This window comes from Streptomyces sp. LARHCF249 (assembly GCF_052871255.1).
The window spans coordinates 345,395-362,187 of the sequence record NZ_JBIXJQ010000006.1 but is presented as its reverse complement, the minus strand read 5'-3'; the positions used below and the strand labels follow the sequence as shown (position 1 = coordinate 362,187).

The 16,793-nt window shown below is 71.1% G+C and carries 14 protein-coding genes and 1 tRNA gene; 7 read left to right on the top strand and 8 right to left on the bottom strand.

Annotation, left to right across the window (positions count from 1 at the left end; translation table 11 throughout):
• The first annotated feature begins 13 nt into the window (after nt 1-13).
• Nucleotides 14-748 (top strand): class E sortase, encoded by a 735-nt coding sequence (locus ACIPUC_RS19665; protein ID WP_446590884.1) that lies wholly within the window; start codon nt 14-16, stop codon nt 746-748.
• A 30-nt stretch (nt 749-778) separates the two neighbouring features.
• Here the strand turns inward: ACIPUC_RS19665 and ACIPUC_RS19660 are convergent, their stop codons facing one another.
• The 7 genes from ACIPUC_RS19660 to ACIPUC_RS19630 form a co-directional block, all read right to left on the bottom strand.
• Nucleotides 779-1,114 (bottom strand): restriction endonuclease, encoded by a 336-nt coding sequence (locus ACIPUC_RS19660; protein WP_446591175.1) that lies wholly within the window; start codon nt 1,112-1,114, stop codon nt 779-781.
• A 698-nt stretch (nt 1,115-1,812) separates the two neighbouring features.
• Complete coding sequence (gene pknB, locus ACIPUC_RS19655; RefSeq protein WP_446590883.1) at nt 1,813-3,837, bottom strand: Stk1 family PASTA domain-containing Ser/Thr kinase; 2,025 nt, start codon at nt 3,835-3,837, stop codon at nt 1,813-1,815.
• Between the two features lie 197 nt (nt 3,838-4,034).
• Entirely contained in the window at nt 4,035-5,498 is a 1,464-nt protein-coding gene (locus ACIPUC_RS19650; RefSeq protein WP_446590882.1) for a peptidoglycan D,D-transpeptidase FtsI family protein, read from the bottom strand.
• Complete coding sequence (locus tag ACIPUC_RS19645; RefSeq protein WP_446590881.1) at nt 5,495-6,919, bottom strand: FtsW/RodA/SpoVE family cell cycle protein; 1,425 nt, start codon at nt 6,917-6,919, stop codon at nt 5,495-5,497. Before ACIPUC_RS19645 ends, ACIPUC_RS19650 begins: the two co-directional genes overlap by 4 nt.
• 31 nt (nt 6,920-6,950) lie before the next feature.
• Nucleotides 6,951-8,411 carry a PP2C family protein-serine/threonine phosphatase gene (locus tag ACIPUC_RS19640; RefSeq protein WP_446590880.1) on the bottom strand — a complete coding sequence of 487 codons (1,461 nt, stop codon included), beginning with the start codon at nt 8,409-8,411 and terminating at the stop codon, nt 6,951-6,953.
• A gap of 138 nt (nt 8,412-8,549) precedes the next feature.
• On the bottom strand, nt 8,550-9,047 hold the full coding sequence (locus ACIPUC_RS19635) for an FHA domain-containing protein FhaB/FipA (protein WP_215145016.1): 498 nt from the start codon (nt 9,045-9,047) through the stop codon (nt 8,550-8,552).
• 10 nt (nt 9,048-9,057) lie between these two features.
• Nucleotides 9,058-9,894 (bottom strand): FhaA domain-containing protein, encoded by an 837-nt coding sequence (locus ACIPUC_RS19630; protein WP_446590879.1) that lies wholly within the window; start codon nt 9,892-9,894, stop codon nt 9,058-9,060.
• A 292-nt stretch (nt 9,895-10,186) separates the two neighbouring features.
• On the opposite strand from ACIPUC_RS19630, the gene ACIPUC_RS19625 reads away from it, so the two are divergent.
• The 6 genes from ACIPUC_RS19625 (at nt 10,187) to ACIPUC_RS19600 (ending at nt 15,618) form a co-directional block, all read left to right on the top strand.
• Nucleotides 10,187-10,269: transfer RNA gene (locus tag ACIPUC_RS19625), tRNA-Leu, on the top strand.
• 235 nt (nt 10,270-10,504) lie between these two features.
• Nucleotides 10,505-12,166, top strand: coding sequence for a sensor histidine kinase (locus ACIPUC_RS19620; protein WP_446591173.1), 1,662 nt, complete (start codon nt 10,505-10,507; stop codon nt 12,164-12,166).
• 8 nt (nt 12,167-12,174) lie between these two features.
• Nucleotides 12,175-12,834 (top strand): response regulator, encoded by a 660-nt coding sequence (locus ACIPUC_RS19615; RefSeq protein WP_446590877.1) that lies wholly within the window; start codon nt 12,175-12,177, stop codon nt 12,832-12,834.
• A 52-nt stretch (nt 12,835-12,886) separates the two neighbouring features.
• A complete protein-coding gene (locus ACIPUC_RS19610; protein ID WP_446590876.1) occupies nt 12,887-14,311 on the top strand; it encodes a DUF2252 domain-containing protein in 1,425 nt (474 codons plus the stop codon).
• Between the two features lie 65 nt (nt 14,312-14,376).
• Nucleotides 14,377-15,192 carry a hypothetical protein gene (locus tag ACIPUC_RS19605; protein WP_446590875.1) on the top strand — a complete coding sequence of 272 codons (816 nt, stop codon included), beginning with the start codon at nt 14,377-14,379 and terminating at the stop codon, nt 15,190-15,192.
• 81 nt (nt 15,193-15,273) lie between these two features.
• Nucleotides 15,274-15,618 (top strand): rhodanese-like domain-containing protein, encoded by a 345-nt coding sequence (locus ACIPUC_RS19600; protein WP_446590874.1) that lies wholly within the window; start codon nt 15,274-15,276, stop codon nt 15,616-15,618.
• 13 nt (nt 15,619-15,631) lie between these two features.
• Here the strand turns inward: ACIPUC_RS19600 and ACIPUC_RS19595 are convergent, their stop codons facing one another.
• Entirely contained in the window at nt 15,632-16,774 is a 1,143-nt protein-coding gene (locus ACIPUC_RS19595; RefSeq protein ID WP_446590873.1) for an acyl-CoA dehydrogenase family protein, read from the bottom strand.
• Nucleotides 16,775-16,793 lie beyond the last annotated feature (19 nt).

The window sequence follows — 16,793 nt, the reverse complement described above, 5'->3', positions numbered from 1 at the left end:
GGACGAATCAGCAGTGTCTCGTGCCCGCCGCCGCGCCGCGGCACCGCCCGCCGGCAGCCGCAGTGTGCTCGCCGGGTTCCTGAGCCTGCTGGGCGAGCTCCTGATCACGCTGGGGCTGGTGCTGGGCCTGTTCGTGGCGTACTCGCTGTGGTGGACGAACGTGCTCGCGGACCGGCAGGCGTCGGCGCGTGGCGACCAGATCCGCCAGCAGTGGCAGACGCCGGGCACGTCGCAGTCGAAGCCCGCGGAGCCGGGGGCGCTGGACACCAAGGACGGCGTCGGCTTCCTGCACGTGCCGGCGATGAAGAACGGCGAGGTGCTGGTCAAGCGGGGCACGGACCCCGAGACGCTGAACGACGGGGTCGCGGGCTACTACACGGAGCCGGTGAAGTCGGCCCTGCCGTGGGACGAGAAGGGCAACTTCTCGCTCGCCGCGCACCGCGACGGCCACGGCGCGAAGTTCCACAACATCGACAAGCTGAAGAACGGCGACGCGATCGTCTTCGAGACCAAGGACACCTGGTACGTGTACAAGGTCTTCGCGGAGCTGCGCCAGACGTCGAAGTACAACGTGGACGTGATCAGCCCAGTGCCCAAGGAGTCGGGCAAGGCGGCCCCGGGGCGCTACATCACGCTGACGACGTGCACGCCGGTGTACACGTCGAAGTACCGGTACATCGTGTGGGGCGAGCTGGTCCGGACGGAGAAGGTGGACGGCAAGCGGACGCCGCCGGCGGAGCTGCGCTGACCGTGTTTTTTCTAGGCTGCATCTTGCAGCTTAGAAAGAGCGCAGCACCTGGAGCTGCACTCCCGCGCTCCAAGCCTCCAGAAGGCCCCTGTGGACGGCTGTGACGCCTCCCTGGGCGGCGATGGCCAGGGCTTCGCGGGTGAAGGCGCAGGTGGCCACGTAGAGGGCCACGTCGGCCTGGTGGAGGACCTTCGAGGCGCCGAGGAACTTCTGCATCTCGCCGCTGAGCACGTGCCGGAAGGGCGCGAAGTTCTTGCACTGCACGGCGACCGAGCGGCCGTCGGCGGTGCGGGCGGTGATGTCGACCCCGCGGTCGCCGCCGTGCCCGCCGAACACCTCGACGTCGGTGCACCCGTCCCGGCGCAGCAGGCCGGCGACGTGCAGCTCGAACTCCTTCCAGGCCCGAGCTCTCGATGAGGACGTTCAGCATGGGCACGACGGTCTTGCCGAGAACATCGGTGATCCGCCTGTCGATCCGCTCGTCTAGCTCGTCCCAGCCAGGGCTGTGGACAAAGTTATCCACAGGGCGCGTGCGGACCTCGTACTCGGCATCGAGAAGGTACGTACGCACCTGACGTGCGACTTTGCTGTCCCGAAGCAGCATCCCGACGTTGAGAACGGCCCGTCGCGAGTACACGGCGATGGCCGCTGCGTGCCTGTTGAGAGAACTGACCTCCTTAAAGGAGGTCAGTTCTGTACCTGTCAAAACCCTATAGCCGCCGGCGTTGAGTTCGTCTCGGTGATCGATCACCAAAGACTCAATGGCCTTGATGCCGACCTCGTAGTACGCCGCCACCATCGCCGTAGTCACATGCAGCCCGTCCGGCAGCAGCGACAGTGCCTTGACCTTGTCCAGGACGTGCGTCCGTTCGAGGACGCTCGTGCGCAGGGTCCGGGATTCCAGCAGTACCGATTCGTTGATCATGATCCGTCCCTCCCGGGCGGAGCCCCATACCCCACCCCCGTCCGGGTTAACGGATTTCGTACATATGAAGACACGTACGAAATGGGTCCGGCCCTTCTCCCAGGGGGAGGAGGGCCGGACCCATGGCTGCGGGCGGTGGTCAGCCGCCGAGGCCTCCGAAGAAGCCGCCGCCGCCGTTGTTGTTTCCGCCGTTGTTGCCGCCGCCGTCCATGGTCATCACGTTGATCACCGTGCCCGTCGGGACGGGGCGCCCGGCGCCCGGATCCGAGGACAGGACGCGGGCGTTGTCGTCCGTCGGGCCGGAGAGTACGGCGCCGAAGACCAGGCCCTTGGAGGCGAGTTCCGCCTTGGCCTGGGCGACCGTCTTGCCCATCAGGTTCGGGACCTGGACCTGCTGCGCGGCCTTGGCGATGGTCACGTTGACCGTCTTGCCGACCTCGAGCTGCGAGCCCGCCTGGGGCTGCTGGTCGATGACCGTCTTGGGCGCGGCCCCGGGGAAGTCGACCTCCGTCACGCTGCCGAGCTTGAGGTTGACGGCCTTGAGGGCCTTCTCCGCGTCGTCCTTGGTCTTGCCCTTGAGGTCCGGGACGATCGCCTTGGACTGTTCCTTGGCGACCGTCAGCGTGACCAGGGAGTTCTTCTCCGCCTCGCCGCCCGCCTTCGGGTTCTGCTCGAGGACCGTTCCGGCGGGGCGCTCGGACTCCTGGGGCTTGCGGTCGACCTGGAAACCCTTCTCCTTCAGCGCCGCCTCGGCCTGTTCGTAGGTGAGGTTGACCACGCTGGGGATCGCCACCTTGGGCGCGCCCGTGGAGACCGTCACCGTGACCGTGGAGTCCTTCGCGACCTTGGTGTCGGGCGCCGGGTCCTGCTTGCAGACGTTGCCCTTGGGCTGGTCGGCGCAGGGCTCGTCGGCTCCCTTCACGACCTTGATGCCGACGTTCTCCCCGCTCTTCTGCGCCTGCTCGAAGGTCGAGCCGATGAGCTTGGGCACGCTGGGCCGGTTGTCGGCGGTGCTGCTGAAGAGGGAGCGGCCGATCAGGATCGCGCCGACCAGGACGAGGATGCCGGCCGCCACGAGCAGGATCGTGGACGCCTTGCTCTTCTTCTGGCGGCGGTGCGGTCCCTGGTCGTAGCCGCCGTGGCCCTGGTCGCCGTAGCCGTAGCCGCCCTCGCCCGGGGGCATCGGCGGCATCATCGAGGTCTGGCCGGCGTCGGCGGTGCGCAGGGCGGTGGTGGGCTGGTCGTAGCCCTGGTGTCCGTAGCCGCCCTGGTCGTGCGGGTAGCCGTAGCCGGCCGCGCCCATGGCGGCGGTGGCGGCGACGGGCTGGCCGTCGAGGCAGGCCTCGATGTCGGCGCGCATCTCGTCGGCGGACTGGTAGCGGTAGTCGGGGTCCTTGACCAGCGCCTTCAACACGATCGCGTCCATTTCGGGCGTGATCTCGGGGTCGAAGTTCGACGGCGGCTGCGGTTCTTCCCGTACGTGCTGGTAGGCGACGGCCACGGGGGAGTCGCCGACGAACGGGGGCCGCACGCTGAGGAGCTCGTAGAGCAGGCAGCCGGCGGAGTAGAGGTCGGAGCGCGCGTCGACCTGCTCGCCCTTGGCCTGCTCGGGGGAGAGGTACTGGGCGGTGCCGATGACGGCGGCCGTCTGCGTCATGGTCATGCCGGAGTCGCCCATGGCGCGGGCGATGCCGAAGTCCATGACCTTGACCTGGCCGGTGCGGGTCAGCATCACGTTGGCGGGCTTGATGTCGCGGTGCACGATGCCGGCGCGGTGCGAGTACTCGAGGGCCTGGAGGATGCCGATGCACATTTCCAGGGTGCGTTCGGGCAGCAGCTTGCGCCCGGAGTGCAGCAGCTCGCGCAGGGTGGATCCGTCGACGTACTCCATCACGATGTACGGGATGGAGATGTTGTCGACGTAGTCCTCGCCGGTGTCGTAGACGGCGACGATCGCCGGATGGTTCAGCGACGCGGCCGACTGGGCCTCGCGCCGGAACCGGGCCTGGAAGGACGGGTCGCGGGCGAGATCGGCGCGCAGGGTCTTGACGGCGACGGTACGGCCGAGCCGGGTGTCGTGGGCGAGGTAGACCTCGGCCATGCCACCGCGGCCGAGCACGTGGCTCAGCTCGTACCGGCCGCCGAGGCGACGCGGCTCTTCCATAACGTTGCAGCCCTCTCCGTCAGTCCCGACCGCACCTGTGTGTGGTCCGGCGGTGTGCTGTTCGCGCAAAGGCTACCGGCCGATCGTCTGTGATCGGTTCGCGGCCACAGGCTGATACAGGACCGGTACCGTACGCTCCGACCCGGGCGGGATCAGTGACGTGGATCACGTGGTTCCGGCGGCCCGGCATCCCCGGCTCATCCCTGGCTCTTCAGTACGGCTTCCATGACGGCCTTCGCGACGGGGGCGGCGAGGCCGCCGCCGCTGATGTCCTCGCGGTCCGCCTGGCTGTCCTCGATGACGACGGCGACGGCGACGGGCGAGGTGCCGTCCGGGTTCTCGGCGTAGGAGATGAACCAGGCGTACGGGCGCTTCTTGTTGCCCTCGCCGTGCTGGGCGGTGCCGGTCTTGCCGCCGACCTTCGTGCCCTGGATCTTCGCCTTGGTGCCGGTGCCGTTCTCGACGACGTTGACCATCATCTCCTGCACCTTCTGCGCGTTGGCGGCGGAGAGGGGCCGGCTCATTTCCTGCGGCGAGTGCTTCTCGATGATGTCGAGGTTGGGCGCGGTGAGCTGGTCGACCATGTAGGGCTTCATCAGCTTGCCGTCGTTGGCGATGGCGGCGGTGACCATGGCCATCTGCAGCGGGGTGGCGGCGGTGTTGAACTGCCCGATGGCGCTCTGGGCGTTGCCGTCCTTGCCCATCTTCTTGTCGTAGACGCTGGCGAAGGCGCGGACCGGGATGTCGATCTTGTCGTTGTTGAAGCCGAACTTCTCCGCGGTCTCCACCATCTTGTCGCGGGTGACCTTGTCGCCCAGGTTCGCGAAGACGGAGTTGCAGGAGACCTTCAGGGCGTCGTTGAGGCTCGCTTCCTTGCAGCCCTTGGCGTGGTTGACCATCTCGGTCCGGGTGCCGGGCAGGAAGTACGGGTCCGGGGTGTCCGTCGGGGCGTTGATGTCCTGGACGACGTTGTGCTCCAGGGCGGCCGCGGCGGTGACCACCTTGAAGGTGGAGCCGGGCGGGTAGGTCTCGCGCAGGGCGCGGTTGACGAGGTTCTTGTCCTCGCTGTCCTTGAGCTCGACCCAGGCCTTCTCGTCGTCCTTGGAGTTGCCGGCGAAGCGGGAGGGGTCGTACGAGGGGGTGGAGACGAGGGCGAGGACGGCGCCGGTGCGCGGGTCGATGGCGGCGGCCGCGCCCTTGTTGTTGCCGAGCGCCTTGAAGGCGGCCCTCTGGGCGTCGGGGTTGAGCGTGGTGACGACGTTGCCGCCCTGCTTCTTCTCCCCGGTGAACATGCCGATGGTGCGGTCGAAGAACAGCCGGTCGTCGTTGCCGGTGAGGATGCCGTCCTCGAGCGATTCGAGCTGGGTGGAGCCGAAGGCCTGCGAGGCGTAGCCGGTGACGGGGGCCCAGAGGGGGCCGTCCAGGTAGGTGCGCTTGTACTTGTAGTCGCTGCCGTTGGTGACCGCGGAGCCGGTGATCGGCTCGCCCGCGACGATGATGTTGCCGCGTTCGGTGGCGTACTGGGCGATCTGGACCCGGCGGTTCTCCTTGCGGGTGCTGAGTTCCTCGGCCTGGACGTACTGCAGCCAGTTGGTCCGGATCAGCAGCGCGAGGACGAGCAGCCCGCAGAACAGCGAGATGCGGCGCAGGGGCTTGTTCATGACGGGCGGACCACCTGGGTCATCTCGGAGTCGGGGGACGGGGCGGGGGCCGGGGCAGGTCGGCGTGCGGTGTCGCTGATCCGGATGAGGATGGCGATGAGGATCCAGTTCGCGAGGACGGAGGAGCCGCCGGACGCGAGGAAGGGCATCGTCATGCCGGTGAGGGGGATGAGGCCCATGACTCCGCCGGCGACGACGAAGATCTGGAGGGCGAAGGCGCCGGAGAGGCCGATGGCGAAGAGCTTGCCGAAGGGGTCGCGGGCGGCGAGGGCGGTGCGGACGCCCCGCTCGATGATGAGGCCGTAGAGCAGGAGGAAGGCCATCACGCCGGTGAGGCCGAGTTCCTCGCCGACGGTGGAGAAGATGAAGTCGGAGTTGGCGGCGAAGCCGATGAGGTCGGAGTTGCCCTGGCCCCATCCGGCGCCGAGGACGCCGCCGGAGCCGAAGCTCATGATCGACTGGCCGACCTGCTCGCAGGCGCCCGAGGTGGTGTAGCAGGCGAAGGGGTCGAGCCAGGCGGTGACGCGGGCCTTGACGTGGCTGGCGAAGCTGGCCACGACGACGGCGCCGCCGACCGACATGAGCAGGCCGATGACGATCCAGCTGGTCCGCTCGGTGGCGACGTACAGCATGATCACGAACATGCCGAAGAAGAGCAGCGAGGTGCCGAGGTCGTTCTCGAAGACGAGGACGAGCAGGCTCATCGCCCAGATCATCAGGATCGGGCCCAGGTCGCGGCCGCGCGGCAGGTAGAGGCCCATGAAGCGGCGGCTGGCCAGGGCCAGGGCGTCACGTTTCACCATGAGGTAGCCGGCGAAGAAGATGGCGATGACGATCTTCGCGAACTCGCCTGGCTGGATGGAGAAGCCGCCGACGCTGATCCAGATCTTGGCGCCGAAGACGTCGGCGCCGAGGCCCGGGATGACGGGCAGGATCAGCAGGACCAGGGCGCCGGCCATGGAGATGTACGTGAAGCGCTGCAGGACGCGGTGGTCCTTGAGGACGAGCAGGACCGCGGCGAACAGGGCGATGGCGAGCGCCGTGTACATCATCTGGCGGGGTGCGGAGGGGGTGAAGGCACCGAAGGAGCGCTTGGCGAGGTTCTGCAGCCGCTCGGACTGGTCGAGCCGCCAGATCAGTACGAGGCCGAGGCCGTTGAGGAGGGTGGCCAGCGGCAGCAGCAGCGGGTCGGCGTACTTGGCGTACCGGCGTACGACGAGGTGCGCGATCCCGGCGAGGGCGCCCAGGCCCAGGCCGTAGAGCAGCATGCCGGGGGGCAGGCTGCCGTTGATCGCGAGGCCCACGTTGGCGTAGGCGAACATCGGGATGACCACGGCGAAGCCGAGCAGCATCAGCTCGGTGTTGCGCCGGCTCGGCAGCTCGATGGCGCCGATGGTGGTCGTGTTGGTGACAACGCTCATGGTGTGGCAGGCCCCCTGTGCCCGCGGGTGTCTACTGCTTTCCGCACAGGCTGACCACTTGCTGCTCCGCGGGAGTCAGAGTGGAGCCGGGTGTCTGGTTCTGCGCCTCGGCGTTGCGGCGTTCCTCGTCCTTCTTGCAGGCGGAGACCTGGACGCCGAGGTCGTCGAGCTTCGCGCGGGCGCCGTCGAGGCTGCCTTCGCTGATGGTGGCCTCGACCTGCTTGCGCTTGAAGGGCGGGAGGTACTTCAGTTCGATGTCGGGGCGGTCGGTCTCCACCTTGGAGAGCTCCAGCGGCCCGAGCTTCTGGCTGATGCCGCGGAAGAGCGCGACGTGCTCGCCCTTGACGCCGACGTAGTACTGGGTCTGGGTCCAGCGCCAGCCCGCGTAGAGGCCGCCGCCGACGACGCCGGCGACCAGGAGCAGGGTCAGCGTGCGGGTGGCCCACTTGCGCCCTTTGCCGCGGTGCCTGCGGGGGTGGTCGTACGTGTCCTCGTACTCGGAGTCGCCGTCGTAGGCCTCGGCTTCGCCGAAGCTTCCGTAGGCGCCGCCGCCCTGGCCCTGCTCGGCGTACCCGTAGCCGGCGGCCTCGCCGCTGCCGGGGGGGCCGAAGGCGCCGGCGGGCGGGGCTGCCTGGCGGCCGAGGCCCGAGGCGCGGCCGGCCGGGGTCTGCATGGCGTTGCCGCCGTCGAAGAGCTGGTGCTGGTTCTCGGCGACCGCGCCGACGACGACCGGGGTGTCGTTGACCTGGGCGGCGAGGGTGTCTCCGCTGTCGGTGTCGAGGACGTCGGCGACGATGCAGGTGATGTTGTCGGGTCCGCCGCCACGCAGGGCGAGCTGGATGAGCGACTGCACGGTCTCGCGGGGGCCGTGGTAGTCGGCGAGGGTCTCTTCGAGGGTCTGGTGGGAGACCACGCCGGAGAGTCCGTCGGAGCAGATGAGGTAGCGGTCGCCGGCGCGGACCTCGCGGATGGAGAGGTCGGGTTCGACGATGTCGCCGCTGCCGAGCGCCCGCATCAGCAGGGAGCGCTGCGGGTGGGTGGTGGCTTCCTCTTCGGTGATGCGGCCCTCGTCGACGAGGCGCTGCACCCAGGTGTGGTCCTGGGTGATCTGCGTGAGGACGCCGTCGCGGAGCAGGTAGGCGCGGGAGTCGCCGACGTGGACGAGGCCGAGGCGCTGTCCGGTCCACAGCAGGGCGGTGAGCGTGGTGCCCATGCCCTCGAGCTGGGGGTCCTCCTCGACCATGACGCGCAGCTGGTCGTTGGCGCGCTGCACGGCGGTGGCGAGGGAGGTGAGGATGTCGGAGCCCGGGACGTCGTCGTCGAGCTGCACGAGGGTGGAGATCACCTCGGAGCTGGCGACCTCGCCGGCGGCCTGGCCTCCCATGCCGTCGGCGATCGCGAGGAGGCGGGGCCCGGCGTAGCCGGAATCCTCGTTGCCCTCGCGGATCATGCCTTTGTGCGATCCGGCGGCGAACCGCAGGGACAGACTCATGCGCACCTCGCCGGTCGGCTCCGGGTACAACCGGTCTCGAGCCACACTGCCCACCCTCCGGTCGGGAGCGCGCGCGTGTCCGTGTCCTCGGTAGGACGGATCGCCGCTGCGTGCTCGCTCCGCTCGCTCATTCTCGTACTACTTCCGCAGCTCGATGACGGTCTTGCCGATGCGGATCGGGGCGCCCGGCGGAATGGGCGTCGGGGTGGTCAGCCGGGTCCGGTCGAGATACGTGCCGTTGGTGGACCCGAGATCCTCGACGATCCACTGGCCGTCACGGTCGGGATAGATCCTGGCATGGCGGCTGGACGCGTAGTCGTCGTCCAGCACGATCGTGGAGTCGTGGGCGCGGCCCAGGGTGATCGTCTGGCCCGCGAGGGCCACCGTGGTTCCTGTGAGGGTGCCCTCGGAGACGACGAGCTTGGTGGGCGCACCGCGGCGCTGGCGCTGCTGCGGAGGCGCGGCCTGCCGGCCGGCCTGCTGCGGGGCGGTGCCCGCGCCGCCGCGGCGGGAGCCGCGCTGCGTGACTCTCGTTCCGAAGAGGTCGCTGCGGATGACCTGGACGGCCACGATGACGAACAGCCACAGAACGGCTAGGAAACCCAGCCGCATGACCGTCAGGGTCAGCTCTGACATTGCCCCCGCTTCACCCTTCGGCTTGCCGGTAAATGATGGTCGTGCTGCCCACGACGATCCGCGAGCCGTCGCGGAGCGTAGCGCGGGTGGTGTGCTGCCCGTCCACCACGATGCCGTTGGTGGACCCGAGATCCTGGATCGTCGAGGGCGTTCCGGTCCGGATCTCACAGTGCCGGCGCGAGACGCCGGGGTCGTCGATCCGCACGTCGGCTTCGGTGCTTCGGCCGAGTACGAGCGTGGGGCGCGAGATCTGGTGGCGGGTGCCGTTGATCTCGATCCAGTGGCGCCGGGGGGCGCCGGAGGCCGGTACGGGTGCGGCCGGGCCGGGTCCGCCCGCGTGCCGCCTGGCGCCGGGTCCGCCGGGGGGCGGGGCGCTGGGCATGGGCGGGGCGGCGACCGGCGGGTAGCCGTAGCCGCCCTGGCCTGCCGGACCGCCCTGCGGCCGGCCCTGGGGGGCCTGCGGCTGGGAGGTGCTGGCGGCGAGGGTGCGGCTGCGGACCCGGTAGAGCCCGGTGTCGAGGTCGTCGGCCTTCTCCAGGTGGACCTTGATGGGGCCCATGAAGCTGTAGCGCTGCTGCTTGGCGTAGTCGCGGACGAGGCCCGCGAGCTCGTCGCCGAGCTGCCCGGAGTAGGGGCTCAGGCGGTCGTAGTCGCCGGCGCTGAGCTCGACGATGAAGTCGTTGGGGACGACGGTCCGCTCGCGGTTCCAGATGGTGGCGTTGTTGTCGCACTCCCGCTGGAGGGCTCCGGCGATCTCCACCGGCTGGACCTCGGACTTGAACACCTTGGCGAAGGTGCCGTTCACCAGACCTTCGAGTCGCTGCTCGAACCGCTTCAGAACTCCCATGGGGCACCTCCTCCGTCGTTGTCGCCCTGTACTGCTTACTGATCGTATCCACGCGTGGCGGATTCGGGTGGTTCCCCATCGGTCCTGTGAGGACGAGTGTTGGTCCTCACAGGGATCGTAGGGGGGCCTCAGGGACAGTGTCCCGCACCGGGAGCGGAGTGCGGGAGTGGCTGTCCGCGGCGGGGGTCCGGGGTGCGGGGAAAGCGATGTGATTCCACCCCGTCCGACGTGCTAATGTTTCGACGTCGCCAGGGGAACGGCCCGAAAGGGAAGAACCACTGGGACGCTGCTCGGGCGAGTGGCGGAACGGCAGACGCGCTGGCTTCAGGTGCCAGTGTCCTTCGGGACGTGGGGGTTCAAATCCCCCCTCGCCCACATCGACGAAACGGTCGTCATCGCGAAAGCGGTGGCGGCCGTTTCGTGTTTCCGGCTTTCCGGAGATCAACTGCCGTGCGCGGGGAGGCCCGTGCGGCCCAGGGACCGCCAAGGAGTGATCCAGGACACGTCGTTCGCGTTCGGTCGTCCGACTTTCGTCGCGCGGGGCGAGACGAAAGAGAGCGGCCGGCGGCGCGGCGGGGTGTCTAGGGTCGGTCGCGTGGATGCGAAGGCGATGACGCGTGCGGGCTGGGACTGGCTGAGGGGTCCGGAGCCCTGGACCCGGCGGATGCTCGCGGGTGATGTGGCGATCGCCGGGGTGCTGGCGCTGCTCGGCCTGGGCGTCGAGGAGCTCGACAACGGGTCCGGGCGCCGGATGGCCGCGAGCGCCGTGGCCGTGGTCCTGCTCACCCTGCTGCGGCGCAGGCTGCCGGCGGCGACGCTGGTCGCGGGTTCGGCGGTGAGCGTGTTCCTGCCCGGTTCGTTCCTGGTCACCAGCCTGCTGGGCTGGTCGGCGGGGCACCGGATCATCGGGGTGGGACGGGCGGGGGCCGCGTTCACGCTGGCCTTCGTCGCGGCGCTCGGGCTCGGCGTGATGCACGAGTGGTCGCAGATGCGGCCGCTGCTGGTGATCGTGTTCTCCACGCTGATGTTCCTGGCGATGACCGTGATGCCGGGTCTGGCCAGCCGGTACTGGTCGCAGCGCCACACGCTGCTGCGCGCGCTCCAGGAGCGCAACGGGCAGCTGATGCGGGAGCGGGCGATGGTCGCCGGGCAGGCGAGGCTGCGCGAGCGGCAGCGGATCGCCCAGGACATGCACGACAGCCTCGGCCACCAGTTGGCGCTGATCTCGGTGCACACCGGCGCGCTGGAGGTGGATCCGAAGCTCACCGACCGTCAGCGCGAGGCGGTCGGTGTGCTGCGGCAGGCCTCGGTCGCGGCGATGCACGAGCTGCGCGAGGTCGTCGGGATCCTGCGGGACGGGGTCGAGGCGCCCGTACCGGTGGAGGAGCCGGCGGCGCGCGGGGTGGCGGGGATCGCCGGGGTGGTGGAGGCGGCGCAGGGCGCGGGGACCGACGTACGGCTGTCCACCTCGGGTCAGCCGCGGCCGCTGGTCGCGGCCTGCGATCACGCGGCGTACCGGATCGTGCAGGAGGCGCTGACGAACGCGTACAAGCACGCTCCGGGGGCGCCGATCACGGTGGAACTGCGCTACGAGGACGACTCGCTGGTGGTGGAGATCGCCAACGGGCCGGCGGCCGGTCCGGGGGCCGGCGAGGTGGTGTCGGGCGGGCAGGGGCTGACGGGGCTGCGCGAGCGGGCGCGGCTGGTCGGCGGGATGGTGCACGCGGGCGGGACCGAGGGCGGCGGCTTCCGGGTGGCGGGGGTGCTGCCGTACGGGGCGGAGCCGGCCGGGGTGGCGGACGTGGCGGACGACTTCGGGCAGCAGGCGCGGGCGCGGGGGCTGCCGGGGGCGCCGCCGATGGACTGGGCGGCGGTGGACCGGGAGCTGGCCGTCCGGGCGCGCAGCCGGACCGGCGGGTTGGCGCTGGGCTGCGGGATCGCCTTCGCGGCGGTGGTGCTGATGGTGATCGTGCTGGGGGCGGGGGCGCTGATGGTGATGGGTTCGATGGGCGACTCGATGCTGGACCAGGACCAGTTCGACGCGGTGCGGGTGGGAGAGTCGGAGCGGGTCGTCCGGGAGCGGCTGCCGAGCGGCGACAATTTCCTGACGGCCGGGGCGGAGCACAAGGGCCCGCCGCGGCCGGAGGGTTCGAACTGCCTGGCAGTGCTGGCGCAGGATCAGCCGGAGGCGCTGGGGACGGACCTGATCTACCGGTTCTGCTTCAAGGACGGGCAGCTCGTGGACAAGCAGGCTTACGAGGTCAAGCAGTAGGAGCACGGGTGACAGCCGAAGTGATCCGCGTGGTGATCGCCGACGACGAGCCGCTGATCCGGGCGGGGATCAGGATGATCCTGACCTCGGCACCGGACATCGAGGTCGTGGCGGAGGCGGCGAACGGCCGGGAGGCGGTGGACCTGGCCCGGGCGCACGCGCCGGACGTGGTGCTGCTGGACATCCAGATGCCGGTGATGGACGGGCTGACGGCGCTGGGCGAGCTGGGGCGGGCCGCGCCGGAGGTGCGGGCGCTGATCCTGACCACCTTCGGGGAGAAGGAGAACGTGCTGCGGGCGCTGGGCGAGGGCGGTGCGGGGTTCCTGCTGAAGGACTCGGCGCCGAGTGAGCTCATCGGTGCCGTACGGGCGGCCGCGGCGGGCGACGCGTACCTCTCGCCGTCGGCGACCCGGCACGTGGTCGACCAGCTGGCGTCGGGGAAGGCCGCGGTGCGGGGCGAGGAGGCCCGGCGGCAGGTCGCCGAGCTGAGCGAACGCGAGCGCGGGGTCCTGGCGTTGCTGGGGGAGGGGCTCTCGAACGCCGACGCGGGGCGGCGGCTGCACATGAGCGAGGCGACCGTGAAGACGTACGTGAGCCGGATCCTGGCGAAGCTGGGCTGCGAGAACCGGGTGCAGGCGGCCTTGCTGGCCAGGGACGCCGGGCTGTAGATACGGTCAGCCCGTCCGAAGGCGATCAACGTACGGGTGGGGGGCGGCGCGCATGGCGGCGGTAGTGGGGCAGCGGATCCCGGAGGTGGCGGGGTTCGCGCCGCGGGTGGCGGACGGATCGCCCAAGCAGGAGGGCCGGGCGCTGCGCCTGCGCGTGCCGCGGGCGGCGCACGCCGCCTTCGCGGCGCCCGGCGACCGCCCGGACGCGGTGCGGGCGGTGGAGGAGTCCAACGCGGGCCGGGTCGCCGAGCTGACGCCGATACGGGTGGGCCGGATGGCGGCGAACCCCTTCGCGTTCCTGCGGGGGGCGGCAGGGCTGATGGCCCACGACCTGTCCGGCGGGCCGGTGACCGGGGTCGGCGCGCAGATCTGCGGCGACGCGCACGCGGCGAACTTCGGGCTGTACGGGGACGCGCAGGGCCGGCTGGTCATCGACCTGAACGACTTCGACGAGACCGTCTTCGGCCCGTGGGAGTGGGACGTGAAGCGGCTGGCGACCTCGCTGGTGCTGGCCGGGCGGGTGTCGGGCGCGGGCGAGGACGCCAGCCGGGCGGCCGCGCTGGATGCGGTGGGCGCCTACCGGCGGACCATGCGGCTGCTGTCGCGGCTGCCCGCCATGGACGCGTGGAACGCCATCGCCGACGAGGAGCTGGTCTCGCACACCGATGCCCGGGATCTGCTGGGCACGCTGGAGCGGGTCGCGGAGAAGGCCCGCAACAACACCTCCGCGCGGTTCGCCGCGCGGTCGACCGAGGCCGTACCGGACGGCAGCCGGCCCCGCGGCGGAGCCGTTCAGCGACGCTTCGTGGACGCGCTGCCCGTGCTGCGCCGGGTCGGGGACGGGGAGGCCGCGGCCGTGGCGGCCTCGCTGGGCCCGTACCTGGAGACCCTGCAGGCCGACCGGCTGCCGCTGATGGCCCGGTACGCGATCCACGACGTGGCCTTCCGCGTGGTGGGGACGGGGAGCGTCGGCACGCGGTCGTACGTGGTGCTGCTGCTGGACCACCGGGGCGAGCCGCTGGTGCTGCAGGTGAAGGAGGCCCGGCCTTCGGTGCTGCTGCCGCACCTGCCCGCGCTGGGCTTCGTCTCGCCGCCGGAGGAGCACGAGGGGCGCCGGGTGGTGGCCGGGCAGAAGCGGATGCAGGTGGTGTCGGACATCATGCTGGGCTGGACCACCGTGGAGGGGCGGCCCTTCCAGGTGCGCCAGTTCCGCAACCGCAAGGGCAGTGTGGATCCGGCGGCGCTGACCGCCGGCCAGCTCGACGACTACGGGCGGATGACCGGGGCCCTGCTGGCCCGGGCGCACGCGCACAGCGTCGATCCGCGGCTGCTGGCCGGGTACTGCGGGAAGAACGAGGAGCTGGACGAGGCGATGGCCGCGTTCGCGGTGGCCTACGCGGACCGGACCGAGGCCGACCACGCCGATCTGGTGGCGGCGGTGCGGGCCGGGCGGATCGCGGCGGAGTCCGGGGTCTGAGCGGTTCGGCCGGCGCGGTCCGGCCTGCGCGGGGTGCCCGGGGCGGCGGGCCGTAGGCTGGCCGGGTGAGCGAGCAGACCGAACACACGGTTCCCGACGACGAACGTCCCGAGGCGCGCCTGGAACGGGCCGTGCGGGTCGCCGAGCAGGCACTGATCGAGTTCGAGATCGCGGTGGAGACCTTCCGGGTCGAGGTGGAGAACTTCTCCCGCCTGCACCACCAGAAGCTCGGCCCGATGTATGCGCGGCTCGACGAACTCGAGGCGCTGATCGCCGAGGCGAAGGCGGCCCGTACCGGGGACCCGGAGGACCTGCGGCGGGCGCGCGAGGCGCGCTCGCTGGTCATGCCGATGCCCGGGGTGGACGAGCTGTTCCACGACTGGATGGACTCGGACGGGATCTCCGACGACGCGGGCGCGATGCTCACCGAGCGGCCCGTGCGGCCGCCGGAGCGGGTGCGGCCCTCGGAGGAGGTGCGCCGCCTCTACCGCGAGCTGGTCCGCCGGGCCCACCCCGACCTCGCGCAGGACGAGGCCGAGCGGGCGCGCCGTGACGCGTTCATCGCGCGGGTCAACGGCGCGTACGGGCGGGGCGAGGAGGGGTTGCTGCGCGAGCTGGCCGAGGAGTGGGCGGCCGGTCCCGCGCCGGAGCGGGCCGAGCCGGAGGAGAGCGGGGAGCTGTACGCCCGGCTGGAGTGGCTGGCGCGCCGCAAGGAGCTGCTGTCGCTCGTGGCCAAGGAGCTGGAGGACAGCGCGATCGGGTCGATGCTGAGGATGGCTCCCGAGGACCCGGACCGGCTGCTGGAGGAGATCGCGGAGCAGCTGCTGGCGCGGGTCGCCGAACGCGAGGCGGAGCTGGCCCAGGCGCTCGCCGCGGGGTGAGGCAGGGGCTGGACGGGCGCCTGGCCGGGCGGGGCCGTCGGATAGGTTGGACTTCGGATCTGTGATGAGAGAAGGCGACGTATGAACTTCGGACCGCTTCCCTCGGTGGACGCCGCCGCGGTGCCCTCCGAAGGCTTTGTGCTGGACGTCCGGGAGGACGACGAGTGGGCTGCCGGGCACGTCGAGGGGGCTCTGCACATTCCGATGAGTGACTTCGTGGCCCGTTTCGGCGAGCTGACCGAGGCCGTCGAGGACGGTCGCCGGGTGCACGTGATGTGCCGGGTCGGCGGGCGCTCCGCGCAGGTGACCCAGTACCTGGTGCGCCAGGAGATCGACGCGGTGAACGTCGACGGCGGGATGCAGGCCTGGGAACGTGCCGGGCGCCCGATGGTGGCGGACAGCGGGAACCCGGCCTTCGTGCTGTAGCCCCGGGGAGCCCTCAGGCGAGGGGGTGGGCGGCCAGCAGGTCGCCCAGGGCCTCCTCGTGCGCGGCGGCGGGGCCGAGCTGGAGTTCCAGCTGCTTGGCCCAGGCGTGGTACCGGTGCAGCGGGTAGTCGGTGTCGGCGCCGAAGCCGCCGTGCAGGTGCTGGGCGGTCTGCACGACCCGGCGTACGCCCTCCGAGGCCCAGATCTTGGCGACCGCGACGTCCCCCGAGCTCGGCAGCGGGCCGCCGGCGCCGCCGGTCGCGGCGTCGAGCCGCCAGGCGGCCTGCCAGAGGGTGGCCTCCATGGCGCGCAGGTCGATGTAGCGGTCGGCGGCCTGCACGGCGACGGCCTGGAAGGTGGCCACCGGGAAGCCGAACTGCTCGCGCTTGCTCGTGTACTGGCTGGTCATGGTGAGGACGCCCTCGCCGAGGCCGAGGGCGAGGGCGCAGGTTCCGGTGGCGAGGAGCTGGCGCAGCCGCTCCCAGGCGTCCGGGACGTCGATGAGGTGGGTCGGGGCCACCCGTACGCCGTCCAGGGCGAGTTCGGCGAGCCGTTCCCCGCTGGTGGAGACCTGTTCGGCGAGGGCCAGGCCCTCGGCGGTGCGCGGGACGAGCGCGAGGACGGCCTCGGCCTCGCCGGTGTGGGCCGGTACGGCGATCCAGTCGGCGCTCTGCGCCCAGGGGACGGCGGTCTGCGTGCCGTCCAGGATCCAGCCGTCCCCCTCCCGGCGGGCGGTGACGGCGAGTTCGGCCGGGTCGTGGCCGGAGCGGCCGTGGGCGGCGGCGGTCAGGACGAGGGTGCCGCGCCCGGCGCCGGGCAGCAGGGCGGCGGCGAGTTCGGGGCTGCCGTGGGCCTGTACGGCCATGGCGGTGGCGCAGTGTTCCAGCAGCGGTACCCGGGCCAGTACCCTCGCCGCCTCGCGCAGCACCAGGCACAGGGCGATGGTGTCGAGGCCGGCGCCGCCGTGCTCCTCGGCGAGGACCAGGCTCAGCAGGTCGGATCCGGCGAGCCTGGCCCACAGCGGGCGGTCGAAGTCGTCGGCGACGGCCCCGGGGGTGAGCGCGGGGCTGGGCACCCCGTCGGGCGCGACGTCCGCGAAGACGGCCTTCGCCGCTTCGACGGCCGCCTGCTGCTCCTCGGTGAAGGTGAAGTCCACTGCCGGTCCTCCCGTTCTG

Excerpts from the sequence above, each read along its gene's own strand:
- pknB (WP_446590883.1), bottom strand. The coding sequence starts at position 3,837 with ATGGAAGAGCCGCGTCGCCTCGGCGGCCGGTACGAGCTGAGCCACGTG.
- ACIPUC_RS19650 (WP_446590882.1), bottom strand. The coding sequence starts at position 5,498 with ATGAACAAGCCCCTGCGCCGCATCTCGCTGTTCTGCGGGCTGCTCGTC.
- ACIPUC_RS19645 (WP_446590881.1), bottom strand. The coding sequence starts at position 6,919 with ATGAGCGTTGTCACCAACACGACCACCATCGGCGCCATCGAGCTGCCG.
- ACIPUC_RS19640 (WP_446590880.1), bottom strand. The coding sequence starts at position 8,411 with ATGAGTCTGTCCCTGCGGTTCGCCGCCGGATCGCACAAAGGCATGATC.
- ACIPUC_RS19635 (WP_215145016.1), bottom strand. The coding sequence starts at position 9,047 with ATGTCAGAGCTGACCCTGACGGTCATGCGGCTGGGTTTCCTAGCCGTT.
- ACIPUC_RS19630 (WP_446590879.1), bottom strand. The coding sequence starts at position 9,894 with ATGGGAGTTCTGAAGCGGTTCGAGCAGCGACTCGAAGGTCTGGTGAAC.
- ACIPUC_RS19620 (WP_446591173.1), top strand. The coding sequence starts at position 10,505 with ATGACGCGTGCGGGCTGGGACTGGCTGAGGGGTCCGGAGCCCTGGACC.
- ACIPUC_RS19610 (WP_446590876.1), top strand. The coding sequence starts at position 12,887 with ATGGCGGCGGTAGTGGGGCAGCGGATCCCGGAGGTGGCGGGGTTCGCG.
- ACIPUC_RS19600 (WP_446590874.1), top strand. The coding sequence starts at position 15,274 with ATGAACTTCGGACCGCTTCCCTCGGTGGACGCCGCCGCGGTGCCCTCC.